Here is a 17,433-nt window from a genome sequence, read left to right as displayed (position 1 = left end):
AACACGGCAACAGCGCTTCAGGACTCGGCCGGCTCCTCGTACTTTGGGAACACCGGTGCCGGTGCCGGCAGTGCCGTCCCGGCCGCGATGGGCGTACCGATGGCGGAGAACTGGCGGGCCTCCCCTTCGGCCTGGCCCAGGGTGTCCAGAAGTGCAGCAGTTGCCGTGGGCATTACCGGCTGGGCCAGGATGGCCACGATGCGCAGGACTTCCAGCGTGACGTACAGCACCGTATTCATGCGTTCGACGTCGGTCTTCCGCAGCACCCAGGGGGCCTGCTCGGCGAAGTAGGCGTTGGTGTCGCCCAGCACGGCCCAGATTGCTTCGAGGGCGCGGCTGAATTCCTGCTTGTCAAACGCCGCCCGTGCACTGTCGAGGAGGCCGCCGGCCTGGGCAAGGATTGCGTTGTCTTCGGCGGTGAACGCGCCGGGAACAGGCACTTTCGCATCGCAGTTCTTCGCCACCATGGACAGTGAACGCTGTGCCAGGTTCCCGAAGTTGTTGGCGAGGTCGGCGTTCATCCGGCCAACGATCGCCTCATGGTTGTAGCTGCCGTCTGCGCCGAACGGCACTTCACGCAGGAAGAAGAACCGCACCTGGTCAAGGCCGTACTGTGCCACGAAGTCGGCCGGGGCCACCACGTTGCCCAGCGACTTGGACATCTTCACGCCGTTGTTGTGCAGGAACCCGTGGATCATCACGCGTTTGGGCAGCTCCAGCCCCGCGCTCATCAGGAAGGCGGGCCAGTAAATGGCGTGGAAGCGGGAGATGTCCTTGCCGATGACGTGGACATCTGCGGGCCAGAACTTCCGGAACTTCTCGGATTCGACGTCGGGGTAGCCCACACCGGTGAGGTAGTTGGTGAGCGCGTCCACCCAGACGTACATTACATGCTTGTCGTTGCCCGGGACGGGGACGCCCCAGTCGAACGTGGTGCGGCTGATGGACAGGTCCTCCAGGCCGCGCTTGACGAAGCTGATGACCTCGTTGAAGCGGTACTGCGGGGCGCCAAACTCCGGCTGCGCCTCGTAGAGCGCCAGGAGCTTGTCCTGGTAGGCCGAAAGCCGGAAGAAATAGCTCTCCTCGGCCGTCCAGGTCACTTCGGTGTCCGTCTCCTTGGAGTAGCGAACGCCGTCGTCCTTGACCACGGTGTCATCCTCGCCGTAGAACGCCTCGTCCCGGACGGAATACCAGCCCTCGTACTTGGACAGGTAGATGTCCCCGTTGGCCTCCATCTTTTTCCAGATGGCCTGCGAGGCGGCGTAGTGGTCCTGGTCCGTGGTCCGGATGAAGCGGTCGTAGGTGATGCCCAGGGCGGAATGCGCGGCCTTGTAGACCTCAGCGTTGCGGTCCACCAACTCCTTGGGAGTGATGCCTTCCTTCTCCGCCGTCTGGGCGATCTTCATCCCGTGCTCGTCCGTGCCGGTCAGGAACATCACGTCATAGCCGTCCAGCCGCTTGAAGCGCGCCATGGCGTCGGTGGCTATGTACTCGTAGGCGTGGCCGATGTGGGGCACGCCGTTGGGGTAGGTGATGGCCGTGGTGATGTAGAACGGCGTTTTCTCTGAAGCAGTCACGGGAGGACGTTACCTTCGGTGCGGAGGGACAGGCTAGATCAGTTCAGTCAGGGTATCGCTGAGCCGGACGAGTTCGTGGTCGTGCGAGGCAACGAGTACCGCGATGCCGTCCGACGTGGTGTCCTTCAGGATGCTGATGATGCGGTTGGCGGAGGCACGGTCAAGGCTCGCCGTGGGTTCGTCCACCACCAGGACCCTGGTGCCCAGGATCAGTGCGCGGGCGATGGCAACACGCTGGCGTTCGCCGCCGGAGAGCTGGGCGGGGCGGTGCCGCATGCGGCGGCCCAGGCCCACCAGGTCCAGCAGGTCCTTGGCCATGTCCCGGCGCTGGTCCACTTCGCCGTCGGGAACGGCCGGCAACAGCACGTTCTCCAGCGCGCTCATGCCGTCAATCAGCGCACCGCCCTGGTCCACGTACCCGATGAGGGCACGACGGCGGTCGGCGATTTCGTCGTCGCCCATGCTTTCGAGGGAGTCGCCTTCCCAGAAAACGCGGCCCGACGTCGGCAGGGTCAGGCCGGCGCTGACGGTGAGGATGCTGGTCTTGCCGGAGCCGCTTCGGCCGGCGACGCAGTGCATCTCCCCCGCGTGCAGCGTCAGGTCGAAGCCTTCCACCACGCTGACGGCTTCGGCACCGCCCTTGCCGCCACCGTAGCGGATGGTGATGTCGCTCAGTTCCAGCGGCGTCCCGTGGTCAGCGGCCTTGACGATGGTGTTGGCGCGCGTCTGCAGGGGGACGTCGCCGGAGCCGGACCGGCGGCTCCGCTGGACATTCGTCTGGTTTGTCATTGGACCACTTTCGTTGCAATCGGTATCCAGCAAAGTACAGCCACAAGCCCGGCCACGCCTGCCCACAGGGCGGCGTAGGGGGCCAGCAGCAGGCCGATGCCCAGGGCGCCCAGCACGCCCAGCGGCAGGGCCACGGTTCCCACCAGCGCATTCTCGAACAACCGGACCTGGCGGAGCATGTCCGGGTTCCAGCCCATGGCTTCGAGGATGCCAAGGTACTGGCGTTTGGCATTGAGTTCAAAGCGTCCGGTGACCAGGGTCAGCACCAGTCCCACCACCACGCCGGAGAGCGCCAGGAGGATGCTCGGCAGGGCCACGCTGGCGGCCGCGAGGCCGCTCAGTGCGCTGGCACCGGCTGCGCGGGGAATGTCGATCAGCAGCGCGATCAGCCCGCCCACGGCGGCGCCGAAGACGCCCACCGCAACGGCCAGGGACAAGGTATTGAACTTGTTGGTGCCCAACTGCCGGTTCGCAAAGGTCAGCGGCGAGTCCACCGGGATGAGCCTTTCGTCGTGCTGCGGCTCCTGGTCAATGACGTCGCGGTGGCGCAGTTGCTGGGCGGCGAAGAAGGCCGCGGCAGCGTAGAGGACCAGGACGGAAACGGACACCAGTGCAGTGGCGACGCTCCAGCTGACGAGGCTCAGGACGACCCCCGCCACGGCCAGCAGGACCGCGCCCACGCCGAATTCCTCCAGCACCCAGCTGCGGATCCTGCGCTGGGTCCAGCCCATCGCGCGGAGGGTTCCGGCTTCGGACCGCCGTTTGCGGATGTAGCTGACGGTGGAGGCGCCGGTCAGAAGTGCGGCTCCGCACAGCGTGAGGAAGAGCAGCGTGACGTTGGTTCCGGAGAGGGACCCCGTCACGGCCTCGGCAGCGTTCTGCCGGACCCAGGACTGCTGGACCGTGCCCAGGGCAGATTCCTTGCCGGCGTCGTCCTTGGAGTAGCCGGGAACGAAGATGCTGGCATCTTCACGGGCGGAGCCGGCCACGATGGTGGCTTCCAGTCCCATGCTGCGGATCTCGGCGGCCAGCTTTTCCACCTCCGGCTGGGCCTCCTTCCAGCTTCCGGGAGCGTCTGCACGGACACGCACGGCGTCGATGACCGAGGCGTTTTGCGTATAGCCGCGGGCAGCCGCGAGGCCGTAGTAGTCGGTGATGGCCCCGGCGGACTGGCTCGCAAGGCCCGTGGCACTCAGGGAAGGCTTCAGCTCCGCGGCCGAAACGTCCTTGCCCTCGGGGTCCTTGACGAGGCTGAACGGAGTGGGGTCATAGCCGCCCAGCGGAAGCCTGTTCACGTCACCGGCCGCCTTTGACACAGCGGAGGGGTCGAAGGTTCCGTACACCATGGCCAGCGGGGCTGCGACCTTCTTCCCGCCGGTCTCGAGGTTCTCGCGGTAGGACCGCTCGTCCACGGGTTCGCGCTGGGTCTGGTCCACAGGGGCGCCATTGGCGCTCTTTTCGGGCAGCCGGTTTACGGTGACCCACTCGCCGGGGACCGCTGCCTTGTCCACTGCTCCGTTGGAGGCAGTTTTGCCGTCGGTGTACTTCGGGGCGGCAGCAAAGTCGGTGCTCCACTGAGCGGGCGTGTAAAGCCCCTGGTTGAAGTTGCCCGTGGCGCCCAGAAGGGACGTGTGGTCCGTGGATCCGGGCCAGGAGAGGACGAACGGGTCCTTCGAGACGAACGGCAGGTAGTCCTGGCCAAGGGACCGGGAAACTGTTCCAACGTCCTTGACCACCTTGCCGGCGTCGTCGATTTCCTCGATCTTGACGTTGTACTTCAGGTCCAGGGATGTGCCCGAGCGGACCACCAGGGGTATGGCCTGGGACTCGGCGGTGAGCTGGCCGGTGCGCTTGGCCTGCTGGTACTGGGTCATCAGCGGTGCCCAGTATTTGAGCTTCACACCCAGGAAGTCGGGTCCGTCCTTGAGCTGGTCCAGGCCGATGCCGTTGGTGAAGAGGCCTTCCAGGTACCGGCCCACGGCGCCGGCGTTCCGGGCGTCGGCGGGCGGGGCCTTTTCCAGCGGGGCAAGGAAGTCCCCGGCGGATCCCAGCAGGGCGCGTTCGGCGGCAGGATCGACGGCGACCACGGACTCGGTCACTTCCGGTGCCAGGGGCAGTGACACTGACAGGTTGAAGAGGTTGTGCTCGGAACCGCCGGCAGGCGCCGGGAACTTGATGCCCGTTTCACCTGACGGGGCGGCAATGCGGATGCTGCTGCCGCCGGCTGCCTGTTCCTCAACGAGTTTGGCCTTGCCCAGAGTGCCTTCTGCGGTGGACTTGAACAGGGTCTGCTCTGATACCCCGTCGGAGCTCACGGCACTTGCCGTCAGGCGGTACTTCTTTGCCTGGTCGCTCAACACGGACTCTGCCGCGGGCCACTGGGCCGGGGCCGTGGCACCTGCGGCCTGGTCCGCCGTCGCGGTCCCTGCCAGCCCGGCGTTGTAGCCCAGGTAATCCATGGCGTCCAGCCGGGGAGCCTCGAGGTTCTGCGTCACGCGGGACACCAGGCTGATGGGCGCTGCCACGGACGTGCCGGACAGCTTCCTGATGGCTTCCAGCTGCTCGAAGGTGATGCCGCCCGTGCCGTTGGCGATCTCGGGCTGCAGCATTGCACCCGAGGGCGCCTTGGCCTGCACCAGGACGTCGTAGAGGCCCCGTGAATTTTCGTCCACGGTCCGGCTGAGCGCCGCCTGCGACTGGCTTTGGACGATGACCGACAAGCACATGGCTGCGATCAAGATGGCCGCGGTCAACAGCAGCACCCTGCTTCTGATGAACCTCTGGACGGCGTTCATTGAACTCCCTGAAACCTGGATTGCGTGCGCACATTCGAGTCCGCGCGCGGCGGACGTGGGCGATTACGGACGGATGTGCAAAAGGTATTGGCCGGCCTGCCGGCATGGTCCCGATAAGGACCCAGCCATTGTAAGCAGACCGGCCAATCATACGTGGCCCCGCCCGGACGCGCCGAGCGGGGGCCGACGCTTCGGCGTTTCCCCTGGGGCTTAGTCCTCCAGGTCCACTTCCCGGACCATTTCGGCGCCGATGCCGGCCTTGATGGCATCGAGCACCTGCTGGGGCACCGAGCTGTCGATGGTCAGCAGCGCCAGGACCTGTCCGCCCTGGTCGTGGCGTGCCACCTGCATGCCGGCGATGTTGATGTTGTTCATGCCCAGGATGTGGCCGATGGTGCCGATCACGCCGGGGCGGTCGGTGTAGGCAACCACCACAAGGTGCTCGCTGATGGGGATTTCAACTTCGAAGCCGTTGATGCCCACCAGCTTTTCGATCTGCTTGGGACCGGTCAGGGTGCCGGCCACGGAGATCTGGCTGCCGTCGCTGAGTGCCCCGCGCAGGGTCAGGACGTTGCGGTAGGACTCCGTCTCCGGGGTGGTGATCAGGCGGACGTTGATGCCGCGCTGCTCGGCGATGACCGGGGCGTTGACGTAGGACACCTGTTCGGTGACGACGTCGGCGAAGATGCCCTTCAGTGCCGCCAGTTCCAGGACCTTGACGTCCAGGGAGGAGATCTCGCCGGCCACCTCGACGTCGAACTGCGTCAGGGAGTCGTGGGTGAGGGCGGTGAAGATCCGGCCCAGCTTCTCGATCAGCGGGATGCCCGGGCGGACGTCCGGGGCGATGATGCCGCCGGCGACGTTGACGGCGTCGGGAACCAGCTCCCCTGCGAGGGCGAGGCGGACGGACTTGGCCACTGAGACGCCTGCCTTTTCCTGGGCTTCGTCCGTGGAGGCGCCGAGGTGGGGGGTGACCACCACGTTATCCAGCTTGAAGAACGGAAGGTCGGTGCTGGGCTCCTTGGCGAAGACATCCACGCCGGCACCGGCGATCTCGCCATCCTGCAGGGCAGTGAAGAGGGCTTCCTCGTCCACCAGACCGCCGCGGGCAACGTTCACCACGTAGGCGGTGGTCTTCATCTTCTTGAACGCATCCGCGCCGAGCATGCCCACGGTTTCAGGAGTCTTGGGCATGTGGATGGTGATGAAGTCGGACTGCGCCAGGAGCTCGTCCAGGGTGACCAGCTGCACGCCGAGCTGCGCTGCCCGGGCGGAGGTGATGTAGGGATCGTAGGCAAGGATCTTGGTGTCGAAGCCCTTCAGGCGGGCTGCCACCAGGGCGCCGATGCGGCCGAGGCCGATGATGCCGATCTTCTTTTCGAACAGTTCGATGCCCGTGTACTTGGAGCGCTTCCACTCGCCGTCCTTGAGCGCGGCGCTGGCCTGCGGAATGTGGCGGGCCAGGCTGAGGATGTGGCCCACGGTGAGCTCGGCGGCGGAGACGATGTTGGACGTGGGGGCGTTCACCACCATAACGCCGGCCTGGGTGGCGGCCTTGATGTCCACGTTGTCCAGGCCCACGCCGGCGCGGGCGATGACCTTCAGGTTCTTCGCCGCGGCGATGGCCTCGGCGTCCACCTGGGTGGCGGAGCGGACCAGGATCGCGTCAACGTCACCGATGGCAGCAAGCAACTGGGAGCGGTCAGCGCCGTCGGTCTGGCGGATTTCGAAGTCCGGGCCGAGGGCCTCAATGGTGGCGGGGGAAAGTTCTTCGGCGAGCAGTACTACGGGTTTTGACACGGCTGATCCTCTGCGTTGCAGTCCTGGGGATGGAAACAAGTCTAGGCCGAGAGAAAGGCCGGGCTCACATTGTTAAGTGTGAACCCGGCCTCACTGCTGCCTTTATGGTGGCGCCTCAGGGGCAACCTTTAGCGGGCGGCGGAACCTTCAACGTAGTCCACGTCCTGCTGCTGCCAGGAGAACAGGGAGCGCAGTTCGCGGCCAACAGCCTCGATGGGGTGCTGCTCGGCCTTGGCACGCAGTTCCTTGAACTCCACGCCGCCGTTGTCCTGGTCTTCGATGAAGCGCTTGGCGAACGCACCGGACTGGATGTCGGCGAGGACGGCCTGCATGTTTTCCTTCACCGCGGGGGTGATGACGCGCGGACCGGAGACGTAGTCGCCGTACTCAGCGGTGTCGGAAACGCTCCAGCGCTGCTTGGCGATGCCGCCTTCCCACATGAGGTCAACGATGAGCTTGAGCTCGTGGAGTACCTCGAAGTAGGCGATCTGGGGCTGGTAGCCGGCTTCGGTCAGGGTTTCGAAGCCGTACTGGACCAGCTGGGACACGCCGCCGCAGAGGACAGCCTGCTCGCCGAAGAGGTCGGTTTCGGTCTCTTCGGTGAAGGTGGTCTTGATGACGCCGGCGCGGGTGCCGCCGATGGCCTTGGCGTAGGACTTGGCCAGTTCCCAGGCGGCGCCGGAAGCGTCCTGTTCGACGGCGATGATGTCCGGGATGCCGCGGCCGGCTTCGAACTCGCGGCGGACGGTGTGGCCCGGTGCCTTCGGGGCGACGAGGATGACGTCAACGCCCTCCGGTGCCTGGATGTAGCCGAAGCGGATGTTGAAGCCGTGGGCGAAAGCAAGGGCCTTGCCCGGCTTCAGCTTGTCCTTGATGGAGTCGTTGTAGATCGAGCGCTGGTGCTGGTCCGGTGCCAGGATCATGATGACGTCTGCCCATTCGGCGGCGTCGGCGACGTTCTTGACGGTGAAGCCGGCGTCCTCGGCCTTGGCGGCTGACTTGGAGCCGTCCTTCAGCGCGATAACAACCTCGACGCCGGAATCGCGCAGGTTCAGTGCGTGGGCGTGGCCCTGGGAGCCGTAGCCCACAATGGCAACCTTGCGGCCCTGGATGATCGACAGGTCGGCGTCGTCGTCGTAAAACATTTCAGTCACTTGCGTAACTCCTCTTGAGTGGATTGTAGATAGGTGTTCGGTGGTGCGGTTACGGGCGTCGCGCTCTGCCGGGCGGGGCCCGGACAGTTTCCTACGCTGAGCGCAACGCCCTGTCACTCATGGAGCGGGATCCCCGTCCAACGGCCAGGGTGCCGGACTGCACGATTTCGCGGATGCCGAAGGGCTCCAGTACTGAAAGCAGTGCCGTGAGCTTTTCGGGATGGCCGGTTGCTTCAATGACGACGGAATCGGTGGAGACGTCGACCACTGAGGCGCGGAACAGGTCTGCGGCCTGGGTCACCTGCAGACGAGTTGCGGCATCCGCACGTACCTTGACCAGGATGTGGTCACGCTGTACGGAAGATTCGGAGGTCAGCTCAACGATTTTGATGACGTTGATCAGTTTATTGAGCTGCTTGGTGACCTGCTCGATGAGGTCGCCATCGGCGTCGACCACCACGGTCATCCGGGAGATGCCCGGAACCTCGGTGGGGCCAACGGCCAGGGAGTTGATGTTAAAGGCCCGGCGGGCGAAGAGGCTTGCAACCCGGGTCAGGACGCCCGGCTTGTCTTCAACCAGGACAGAGAGTGTGTGGCGGCTCATGGTCAGTCCTCTTCTTCCCATTCCGGGGTCATGTTGCGGGCAACCTGGATCTGGTCGTTGCTCACGCCGGCGGGCACCATCGGCCACACCATGGAGTTGGGGCTCACCACGAAGTCGATGACCACCGGGCGGTCGTTGATTTCGAGGGCCTTCTGGATGGTGGCGTCGATGTCCTCGTCGCGTTCGCAGCGGAACGAGGCGCAGCCGTAGGCCTCCCCCAGCTTGACGAAGTCCGGGATGCGGACGGTGTCATGGCCGGTGTTGAGGTCGGTGTTTGAATAGCGGCCCTCGTAGAAGAGGGTCTGCCACTGGCGCACCATGCCCAGCGAGGAGTTGTTGATGACGGCAACCTTGATGGGGATCTTGTTGATGGCGCAGGTGGCCAATTCCTGGTTGGTCATCTGGAAGCAGCCGTCGCCGTCGATGGCCCAGACCACGCGGTCCGGCTCCCCCACCTTGGCACCCATGGCTGCCGGGACGGCGTAGCCCATGGTGCCGGCTCCGCCCGAGTTCAGCCAGGCGTGCGGGCGCTCGTACTTGATGAACTGCGCCGCCCACATCTGGTGCTGGCCAACGCCCGCCACATAGATGCCTTCCGGTCCGGTCAGGGCACCGATCCGCTCGATGACCCTCTGCGGGGCGGTCAGTCCGTCTTCCGGTTCGGTCCAGCCCAGCGGGTAGGTTTCCTTCAGGTTGTTCAGGAATGCCCACCACGTGGTGAGGTCCGGAGTCCCTGATGCCTCGAACTGGGTGCGCACGGCGTCGGTCAGCTCAGGGATGATCTCCTTGACCGAGCCCACGATGGGCACGTCCGCCGTGCGGTTCTTGGAGATTTCGGCCGGATCGATGTCGGCGTGGATGACCTTGGCGTTGGGGGCGAATGTCTTCAGCACACCGGTAACGCGGTCATCAAACCGGGCGCCGAGCGTGATGAGGAGGTCCGACTGCTGCAGGGCGGTCACGGCCGACACGCTTCCGTGCATGCCCGGCATTCCCATGTGCTGGGCGTGGGAGTCGGGGAAGGCACCCTTTGCCATCAGCGTGGTGACAACGGGGGCCCCGGTTGCTTCGGCAAGTGCCAGCAGCTCTGCGGAGGCATGTGCCTTTACAACACCGCCGCCCACGTACAGGACCGGCTTGCGGGCTGCGGCGATGAGCTTGGCAGCTTCGCGTACCTGCTTGTTGTGACCGCGGGTAACAGGCCGGTAGCCGGGCAGGTCCACCCGCGGCGGCCAGGAGAAGGTCATCTGGCCCACCTGGGCGTCCTTGGCCACGTCCACCAGGACAGGACCCGGACGTCCGGTCGAGGCCAGGTGGAAGGCCTCCGCCATCACGTGCGGGATGTCGTTGGGGTCGGTCACCAGGAAGGAGTGCTTGGTGATGGGCATGGTGATGCCCACAATGTCCGCTTCCTGGAAGGCGTCGGTGCCGATCACACCGCTGGACACCTGGCCGGTGATGGCCACCAGGGGCACGGAGTCCATGTGGGCATCCATGATGGCGGTAACGAGGTTGGTGGCGCCGGGGCCCGAGGTGGCGATACAGACGCCCACCCGCCCGGTGACCATGGCGTAGCCTTGCGCGGCGTGGCCGGCTCCCTGTTCGTGACGGACCAGGACGTGATTCATGCTGGAGGCCATCAAGGGGTCGTAGGTGGGCAGGATTGCGCCACCGGGCAAACCGAAAATATCGTCGACGCCGAGTTCTTCGAGCGAGCGGACAATAGCTTGCGAGCCGGTCATCACCGTTGGGGGTACAACGTTGTTCGGCCCAAGGACAGGAGAGGCGGCAGCAAGGTCGGCGACGACGACGGCGTGCTCAGCCGTGCGGTCGGCGCGTTCCGGAGCCTTGGGGGCTCCAGCGGACTTGGTAGCCATCAGCGAGGGGCTGATCGGCGATCCTTTGCTCATCGGACTCTTCCTTGTGGATCATCTGTGTTACATGGAAACTGCGGGAAATAAAAAAACCCCTCAGCCTGGCGGCTCTTCGAGGGGTTTGCGCGTGACGGTTCGTTACCAGGGCTAATGTGCCACGCGCTTGGCAAGTACGACGACTGCATCTGCAGCGGCGCAGCTGGTAACGAAAGTCATGGCTTCAGTTTTCCCTCTGGTGAGATACGTGTCAACGAGCCGCTACCCGATCTCACCATGTGGACTCCATTGTCCACAAACTGGCGCCCTCCCCAACCAGGTAGCAGCAAGTGTCGTTTTGAGCGTACAAAACGACACTTAGCGCTACCTGGTTGGGTCGGCCGTCCTTTGCGGAGGTGCTACCCGCAATAAGCGCCTGTACTCGCGCTGTGCACCAGCTTGGCGTACTTGGCGAGGACACCCTTGGTGTACCTGGCGGGCAGTGGCTCCCAGCCCACCTTGCGGGCTTCGAGCTCCGCCTCGTCCACCAGGAGGTCGAAACTGCGGGCTGCGATGTCCACGCGGATCCGGTCGCCGTCCTTCACGAAGGCGATAGGGCCGCCGTCGACTGCTTCCGGGGCGACGTGGCCGATGCACAGGCCGGTGGTGCCGCCGGAGAACCGTCCGTCGGTGAGGAGCAGGACGTCCTTGCCCAGGCCCGCACCCTTGATGGCGCCGGTGATGGCCAGCATTTCGCGCATGCCCGGCCCGCCCTTGGGGCCTTCGTACCGGATGACCACAACGTCGCCGGCGTGGATCTTGCCGTTGTCCAGCGCGTCGAGGGCGCCCTGTTCACGTTCGAAGACACGCGCTGTGCCTTCAAAGACATCGGCGTCAAAGCCTGCGCTTTTCACCACTGCGCCTTCGGGGGCCATGGTGCCATGCAGGATGGTGATGCCGCCGGTCTTGTGGATCGGGTTGTCCAGTGCACGCAGGATTTTGCCGTCAAGGTCCGGCGGGTTGATGGCTTCGAGGTTTTCGGCCACGGTCTTGCCCGTGACGGTGAGGCAGTCGCCGTGCAGCAGGCCGGCGTCGAGCAGTGCGCGCATGATGACGGGCACGCCGCCGATCTTGTCGACGTCGGTCATCACGTAGCGGCCGAAAGGCTTGAGGTCACCCAGGTGCGGAATCTTGTCGCCGATGCGGTTGAAGTCGTCAAGGGTGAGCTCCACCTCGGCCTCGCGGGCGATCGCCAGCAGGTGCAGGACGGCGTTGGTGGAACCGCCAAAGGCCATGGTGACGGCGATGGCATTCTCAAACGCCTTCTTGGTCATGATGTCGCGGGCGGTGATGCCTTTGCGCAGCAGGTTGACTACCGCTTCGCCGGACTTCCTGGCGAATTCATCACGACGGCGGTCTGCCGAGGGCGGGGCGGCCGAGCCGGGCAGGGACATGCCCAGGGCCTCGCCGATGCAGGCCATGGTGTTCGCCGTGTACATGCCGCCGCAGGCGCCTTCGCCGGGGCAGATCGCTTTTTCGATGCGGGTCAGGTCTTCCATGCTCATCTTGCCGGCGGCGCAGGCGCCAACGGCTTCGAAGGCGTCAATAAGCGTGACTTCCTTTTCGGAACCGTCCTCTAGCTTGACCCAGCCGGGCATGATGGAGCCGGCGTAGAGGAAGACGCTGGACAGATCCAGGCGGGCCGCCGCCATGAGCATCCCCGGAAGGGACTTGTCGCAGCCGGCCAACAGTACGGAGCCGTCGATGCGCTCGGCCTGCATCACGGTTTCAACGGAGTCGGCAATGACTTCGCGGGAAACCAGCGAGAAGTGCATGCCTTCGTGGCCCATGGAGATGCCGTCCGAGACCGAGATGGTGCCGAACTGCATGGGGAACCCGCCGCCCGCGTGGACGCCCTCCTTGGCACCCTGGGCCAGCCGGTTCAGGGAGAGGTTGCACGGGGTGATTTCGTTCCAGGAGCTGGCGACACCCACCTGGGGCTTGGCGAAGTCGTCGTCGCCCATTCCGACGGCCCGGAACATGCCGCGGGCGGGAGCAGCGTGAATGCCGTCAGTAACTACCCGGCTGCGCGGCTTGATGTCAGGCTTGTTGTCGGTTCCCACCAGGGTGTCCTCACTCATAGGGGAAAGTCTATGGCTCCGCGGAACGGCGCGACGACAGACCCGGGCCGGTTAAGCACAAAACCGGGAATTTTTCCGATCAGATAGTGGACTGGCATCTTGGATATTGAGATGCCCCCCTCGTATCCCTTCGACTTTTCTGGTTTGGCGCAACCGTGTGTCCGGCACGCCTGCTGAAGGGCACCGTCTTGCCGCCTCGCCCGGAGGGACGCCACCTGCGGTGGCCGCGGCAAACGGCGTCGCGGCAGGTCAAAGTGCTGGACAGCGATCTGGACCCGACGTAGCGTCGGGCAAAGGAGCTTGCCCAACCGACTGAAGGGATTGCCATGGAAGCTGTTTTCTTGATCATTCTGCTCGCTGTTCTGGCCGGTGTTGTGTGGTGGCGGCTGAACGCCAAAAAGTCCGCTGCCGCCCGGGAGCCGTCCGCGGACCGCAGCGGCGGGCAGGCGGACAGGCCCGGCGTCGACGGTAGTACCCGGACTGACGGTGCACTTTCCGGCGGCAGCGCGGCAGCTTCCGCCGAGGCCGCGGGCACCACTGGTATTGCCAGCGCGGCCGGATTCGGCCGCCCGGCAGAGCCCGCCGCGCCCACCACTGCGGAGGAGCCGGCCGAGTCGGTGGCCAGGCCGGACAGGTCCCCTGCTGACGAGGCACAGCACAGCAGTACCGGCTCGTCCGCACTTGGCACCGCAGGCGCGGGCAGCGGAGCAGGCGTGGGCAGCGGAGCAGGCGCCGCCAACGGGGAAGGCGCCAAGGAAGAGCGCCGGATCCAGGATGCGGCCGAATGGGAAACCCAGTGGTCTGAGGCATCAGGTTCAGCCCCTGCCCGCGAAAGTGCGACCCACCGGGAAGGGACGGCCCCGCAGGCCGGGTTCGGGGCTGGGCCTTCCGGAACCACGGATGAGGGTGCTGTGGACTCGCAGCCGGTTCACCATGCCGAATACACCGCACCCCAGGCCCCTACCCTTCCCGGGGCTGAGACGGCGGCAGTCGAAGAACAGGAGGACACCGGCGCGGCAGCCGCAGCCCGTCAGCCGTCGCCCGCCGGCACCGGCCACACCGAAAACGCATCAAACTCCGACGTGGCGCCTTCCCCAGGCGGCGCAGGCATGGGACTGCCCACCGACGCCGCCGCAACCGAAACGCAGGACCGGGCGCAGTCCTCTGCGCTGGTGGAAACCGGCGCGGACCATACCCAGTACCAGCCGTCGGCCATGCCCGCGTCCGGAACAGGACCTTCAGCCACAGAGCCGGCTGCAACGGAACCAACCGGGCACCTTGCCGCGAACGAGCCCTATGGCGCGGGCTCGGCGTCGGCCACGGCTGACGGAAGCGGCCCGGCGGACTACACCGTCAAGGGTGACGCCGGCTCCATGGTCTACTACGAGGAGGGACACCCCGAGTATGAGCAGACAAGGGCTGACGTGTGGTTCGAGTCGCCTGCCCATGCAGAGGCTGCCGGCTTCAGGGCGCCGCGGCGGAGGCGCATTTAGCGGAGCCGGCCCCCGGCGGCGGGCGCACCCGGCTGCACCCGTTATGGCGGCCGCTGGTGTGTGCCTCGCCCTGCTCCTGTCTGGCTGCACGGGTAACCCTGACGGAATACCTACGGGAAGCCGGCCTTCACTGAGCACCTCGGCAGGGCCGGTGCCCGGAACGCCGCAACGCCTGGATCTTCAGCTGCAAATCCCCTGGGCCGCGGTGTTCCTTCCGGACGGAACAGCCGTGATTTCTGAGCGCGACACTACCCTCCTCAAAGCAGTCCGTGACGGCGCCGTCCGCGAACTGGGTGCAGTTCCAGGCGTGGTTCCGGGAGGAGAAGGCGGCCTGTTGGGACTTGCGCTGTCTCCCGGCTTCGCGGCGGACCGCTACCTCTACGTGTACTTCACCTCCGGGCAGGACAACAGGATTGCCCGCCTTCGCCTGCCGGCGGCCGGCGACGGCACGCTTTCCCTCGGAGAACCGGAAGTGATCTTCACAGGAATTCCGAAAGCCTCCACCCACAACGGCGGCAGGATCCGGTTCGGGCCGGACGGCTTCCTGTATGTGGGCACCGGCGACTCCCAGCGCAGGGAGCAACCGCAGGACCCCGAGGCGCTGGGCGGGAAGATCCTCCGCCTGACAGCCGACGGCGCCCCGGCACCAGGCAATCCGTTCGGGAATGCCGTGTACAGCCTCGGACACCGGAACGTCCAGGGATTGGCCTGGGACGCAGAGGGGCGGCTGTGGGCCAGCGAGTTCGGGCCTGACGTCAATGATGAACTGAACCTGATTGTGCCGGGCGGCAACTACGGGTGGCCCGCTGTGACCGGAGCACCGCACCGCCCGGAGTTCCGGGACGCAAAAGTCGTCTGGCCGGCAACAAGCGAGTCCTCGCCCAGCGGCCTGGAAATTGTGGGCTCCACGGCGTACCTGGGCGCACTGCGTGGCCAGCGGATGTGGACGGTGCCCCTGGCCGGTGAGGAAGCAGGCTCGCCTGTGGCCTATTTCACAGGCGAATACGGCCGGATCCGGGATGTGGTCCACGCTCCGGACGGTGGTTTTTGGCTGCTGACAAACAATGAAAACCCCGACTTTGTGCTGGTTTTACCCCCTCCGGGCTGACCAGACCCCGACTGCCGCCGTCGATTTCACATGCACCAAAAGTTCGTGTAGAGTTTCATGTCGTTGCGGAGATCAACCGGGAAAGAAAAAGCCCAAACGATCGAAACAAAAGATGCACCTCTAGCTCAATTGGCAGAGCAATTGACTCTTAATCAATGGGTTCCGGGTTCAAGTCCCGGGGGGTGCACCAAGGGGGAAATCAGCCTCCGGCTTGCGGAAACGCAAACCGGGGGCTGTTTTGTTTCCCGGCACCTCAAGCATTCGGGGGTTAGCGGCCCGGCATTCGCATTGCTGGAGTCTGGAACAAAACGCTCCATCACCTCCTGCAGCTTTTCGTGCATCGCTCCATCAGTTTCCTGTGAGGCCCGACGGCGGCGTGGCAGCCTGCGTCAGGTGATGGAGCGTCGGCCGATTGCTTGCAGGACGTGATGGCGCGTCGGCCGATTCGTTGCAGCAAGTGAGCGGGCGATTCCAACCTGGTGGCCATAAGTGATGGAGCGTCGGCCGATTCGTTGCCGGACGTGATGGCGCGTTCCCGTCGGTGGGCGGCAGATGCGGGGCAAAAATAAAGCGTGACCGCAGCCTGTAACAGCTGGGATCACGCTGTAGGCCGGCAGTGCCGGCCGAAGCAGATGGGCTACGGCGTCATGGACGGGTTCTCCACCAACGCCGCGGTGGCGGTGGTACCGAACTGGCTTGCCAGTTCGCGGACAACAGCCTTGAGTTCCTGCCGCAGGGCGTCGGGGTCGATGGTGGCCGCTGCCAGGACCGTACGTTCCATCTCGACGGCGGCGGCGACGGCTTCCTTGCCCCGCTCAGTCAGGGACACCACATGGCTGCGGCGGTCAGAGGTGCTGCGGACCCTGGCGATATGCCCGTGGGCTTCGAGGCGGCTCAGGGTTTTGCCCATGGTCTGGGCCTGCACGCGCACATATTGGGCAAGCTGCGCCTGGGTCATGGGGCCCTGCGCGTTAAGGACCTCTATGGCGATAACACCGGCATGGGTGAGACCGATAGCGCCGAGTTTTTCATTCCAGGAGTGTTCAACGAGGCGCGCAGCAGTGGACAAGAGGCGCCCTGTGGGCCATTGATCCATATCAGGCATAGCAGCAAGTATAGCCAAGTGCCGATTAGCACTGTTCCGCACCGCTTACTAGGCTGATGTGTCACGCCTGCAACAAGGAGAAAAACAATGGCTGACCGACTCGTAACAGGTGACGACGCACCGCAATTCACCCTGAAAGACTCGACGGGGAAGGACGTCAGCCTGGCACCGCGGCCGGGGCGCCAGACCATCGTCTACTTCTACCCCGCCGCGGCAACCCCCGGCTGCACCAAGGAAGCGTGCGACTTCCGGGACAACCTGTCCTCCCTGCAATCGGCGGGCTATGACGTGCTGGGCATCTCCCCCGATCCCGTGGAAAAGCTGGCCAAGTTCGCCGCCCAGGAATCCCTCACCTTTCCGCTGCTCTCTGACGAGGACCATGCAGTGGCGGAGGCCTACGGGGCTTGGGGCGAGAAGAAAAACTACGGCAAGACCTACGAGGGCCTGATCCGGTCCACCGTTGTGGTGGATCCCGACGGAAAAGTGGCCCTGGCCCAGTACAACGTGCGCGCCACGGGCCATGTGGCCAAATTGCGCCGGGACCTGAAACTGGACGCCTGACCCGGCCACCGCTGACGCAGGTCCCGCCTGCGCAACGCTACAATAAAGACTGGCATCCGCCGTCGTACCTTCCTGGCCCTGACACAGGCGCCTGAGCGTGCGGCGCCGAAGGCCAAGCGCGAGTGGTGAAATTGGCAGACACGCAGGATTTAGGTTCCTGTGCCTTCGGGCGTGGGGGTTCAAGTCCCCCCTTGCGCACTGCCTGTCAAAGATCCCCCGGCCTTCGTGACGTTGTCACAGGCCGGGGGATTTTTTGTTTCTTTGCCGCCGCCCGGCGGTCATCAGCCCCGGGAAATTCCCGGGAAACACCAGTGCGCTGAAAAAGTCCTTGACGCCGACCCATCCATGTTTCCGCAGCAGCCGAATACCCACTGAGACACCAGCCAAGGCAGGTGCCCACCAACCGGAAGCAATCAGCGCCGCGGACATCCCGTCCACGGCCAGGCGACATGTTCA

At 65.1% G+C, this 17,433-nt stretch carries 12 protein-coding genes and 2 tRNA genes; 5 read left to right on the top strand and 9 right to left on the bottom strand.

Translation table 11 applies throughout. From position 1 onward, the window contains the following. Positions 1–17: 17 nt before the first annotated feature. From metG to ilvD, 8 genes are all read right to left on the bottom strand, one after another. Positions 18–1,577 carry a methionine--tRNA ligase gene (gene metG, locus BMX78_RS02415; RefSeq protein ID WP_091415834.1) on the bottom strand — a complete coding sequence of 520 codons (1,560 nt, stop codon included), beginning with the start codon at positions 1,575–1,577 and terminating at the stop codon, positions 18–20. A gap of 33 nt (positions 1,578–1,610) precedes the next feature. Further along, positions 1,611–2,366: an ABC transporter ATP-binding protein gene (locus BMX78_RS02410; RefSeq protein WP_091415831.1), complete on the bottom strand. Its 756-nt coding sequence runs from the start codon at positions 2,364–2,366 to the stop codon at positions 1,611–1,613. Beyond that, entirely contained in the window at positions 2,363–5,161 is a 2,799-nt protein-coding gene (locus BMX78_RS02405) for an ABC transporter permease (RefSeq protein WP_091415828.1), read from the bottom strand. Before BMX78_RS02405 ends, BMX78_RS02410 begins: the two co-directional genes overlap by 4 nt. A gap of 210 nt (positions 5,162–5,371) precedes the next feature. Further along, entirely contained in the window at positions 5,372–6,961 is a 1,590-nt protein-coding gene (gene serA / locus BMX78_RS02400; protein ID WP_091415825.1) for a phosphoglycerate dehydrogenase, read from the bottom strand. A 128-nt stretch (positions 6,962–7,089) separates the two neighbouring features. After that, the gene (ilvC, locus tag BMX78_RS02395; RefSeq protein ID WP_091415822.1) at positions 7,090–8,115 is read right to left on the bottom strand and encodes a ketol-acid reductoisomerase; all 1,026 of its coding nucleotides are present in this window, start codon (positions 8,113–8,115) and stop codon (positions 7,090–7,092) included. A gap of 91 nt (positions 8,116–8,206) precedes the next feature. After that, a complete protein-coding gene (gene ilvN / locus BMX78_RS02390; RefSeq protein ID WP_050054685.1) occupies positions 8,207–8,719 on the bottom strand; it encodes an acetolactate synthase small subunit in 513 nt (170 codons plus the stop codon). Between the two features lie 2 nt (positions 8,720–8,721). Beyond that, positions 8,722–10,629, bottom strand: a complete 1,908-nt coding sequence (locus BMX78_RS02385; RefSeq protein WP_091415821.1) for an acetolactate synthase large subunit — start codon at positions 10,627–10,629, stop codon at positions 8,722–8,724. Between the two features lie 359 nt (positions 10,630–10,988). Next, positions 10,989–12,710: a dihydroxy-acid dehydratase gene (gene ilvD, locus BMX78_RS02380; RefSeq protein ID WP_091415818.1), complete on the bottom strand. Its 1,722-nt coding sequence runs from the start codon at positions 12,708–12,710 to the stop codon at positions 10,989–10,991. 326 nt (positions 12,711–13,036) lie between these two features. Between ilvD and BMX78_RS02375 the strand changes: the two genes are divergently transcribed. The 3 genes from BMX78_RS02375 to BMX78_RS02365 all read left to right on the top strand — a co-directional run bounded on the left by BMX78_RS02375 (position 13,037) and on the right by BMX78_RS02365 (position 15,501). After that, positions 13,037–14,203, top strand: coding sequence for a sunset domain-containing protein (locus BMX78_RS02375; RefSeq protein WP_091415816.1), 1,167 nt, complete (start codon positions 13,037–13,039; stop codon positions 14,201–14,203). 43 nt (positions 14,204–14,246) lie between these two features. Beyond that, on the top strand, positions 14,247–15,311 hold the full coding sequence (locus tag BMX78_RS02370; RefSeq protein ID WP_091415814.1) for a PQQ-dependent sugar dehydrogenase: 1,065 nt from the start codon (positions 14,247–14,249) through the stop codon (positions 15,309–15,311). Between the two features lie 114 nt (positions 15,312–15,425). Beyond that, a tRNA-Lys gene (locus tag BMX78_RS02365) sits at positions 15,426–15,501 on the top strand. A gap of 447 nt (positions 15,502–15,948) precedes the next feature. Here BMX78_RS02365 and BMX78_RS02360 read toward each other — a convergent pair. Beyond that, a complete protein-coding gene (locus tag BMX78_RS02360; RefSeq protein ID WP_091416069.1) occupies positions 15,949–16,407 on the bottom strand; it encodes a MarR family winged helix-turn-helix transcriptional regulator in 459 nt (152 codons plus the stop codon). 96 nt (positions 16,408–16,503) lie between these two features. Here BMX78_RS02360 and bcp point away from each other — a divergent pair, with 96 nt between their 5' ends. Then, complete coding sequence (bcp, locus tag BMX78_RS02355) at positions 16,504–16,977, top strand: thioredoxin-dependent thiol peroxidase (RefSeq protein ID WP_091415811.1); 474 nt, start codon at positions 16,504–16,506, stop codon at positions 16,975–16,977. 116 nt (positions 16,978–17,093) lie between these two features. After that, positions 17,094–17,175, top strand: a tRNA-Leu gene (locus tag BMX78_RS02350). The last annotated feature ends 258 nt before the right edge of the window (positions 17,176–17,433 follow it).

Source organism: Arthrobacter sp. OV608 (assembly GCA_900110595.1).
Lineage (GTDB): Bacteria > Actinomycetota > Actinomycetes > Actinomycetales > Micrococcaceae > Arthrobacter.
Note: the sequence above shows the minus strand (reverse complement) of the source record. Positions and strands in the feature narration are given on the sequence as shown.

Bases quoted from the DNA above. Each gene is read 5' to 3' on its own strand.
- ilvN (WP_050054685.1), bottom strand. From the start codon at position 8,719: ATGAGCCGCCACACACTCTCTGTCCTGGTTGAAGACAAGCCGGGCGTC.
- ilvD (WP_091415818.1), bottom strand. From the start codon at position 12,710: ATGAGTGAGGACACCCTGGTGGGAACCGACAACAAGCCTGACATCAAG.
- BMX78_RS02405 (WP_091415828.1), bottom strand. From the start codon at position 5,161: ATGAACGCCGTCCAGAGGTTCATCAGAAGCAGGGTGCTGCTGTTGACC.
- BMX78_RS02375 (WP_091415816.1), top strand. From the start codon at position 13,037: ATGGAAGCTGTTTTCTTGATCATTCTGCTCGCTGTTCTGGCCGGTGTT.
- bcp (WP_091415811.1), top strand. From the start codon at position 16,504: ATGGCTGACCGACTCGTAACAGGTGACGACGCACCGCAATTCACCCTG.
- BMX78_RS02370 (WP_091415814.1), top strand. From the start codon at position 14,247: ATGGCGGCCGCTGGTGTGTGCCTCGCCCTGCTCCTGTCTGGCTGCACG.
- BMX78_RS02360 (WP_091416069.1), bottom strand. From the start codon at position 16,407: ATGGATCAATGGCCCACAGGGCGCCTCTTGTCCACTGCTGCGCGCCTC.
- BMX78_RS02410 (WP_091415831.1), bottom strand. From the start codon at position 2,366: ATGACAAACCAGACGAATGTCCAGCGGAGCCGCCGGTCCGGCTCCGGC.
- BMX78_RS02385 (WP_091415821.1), bottom strand. From the start codon at position 10,629: ATGAGCAAAGGATCGCCGATCAGCCCCTCGCTGATGGCTACCAAGTCC.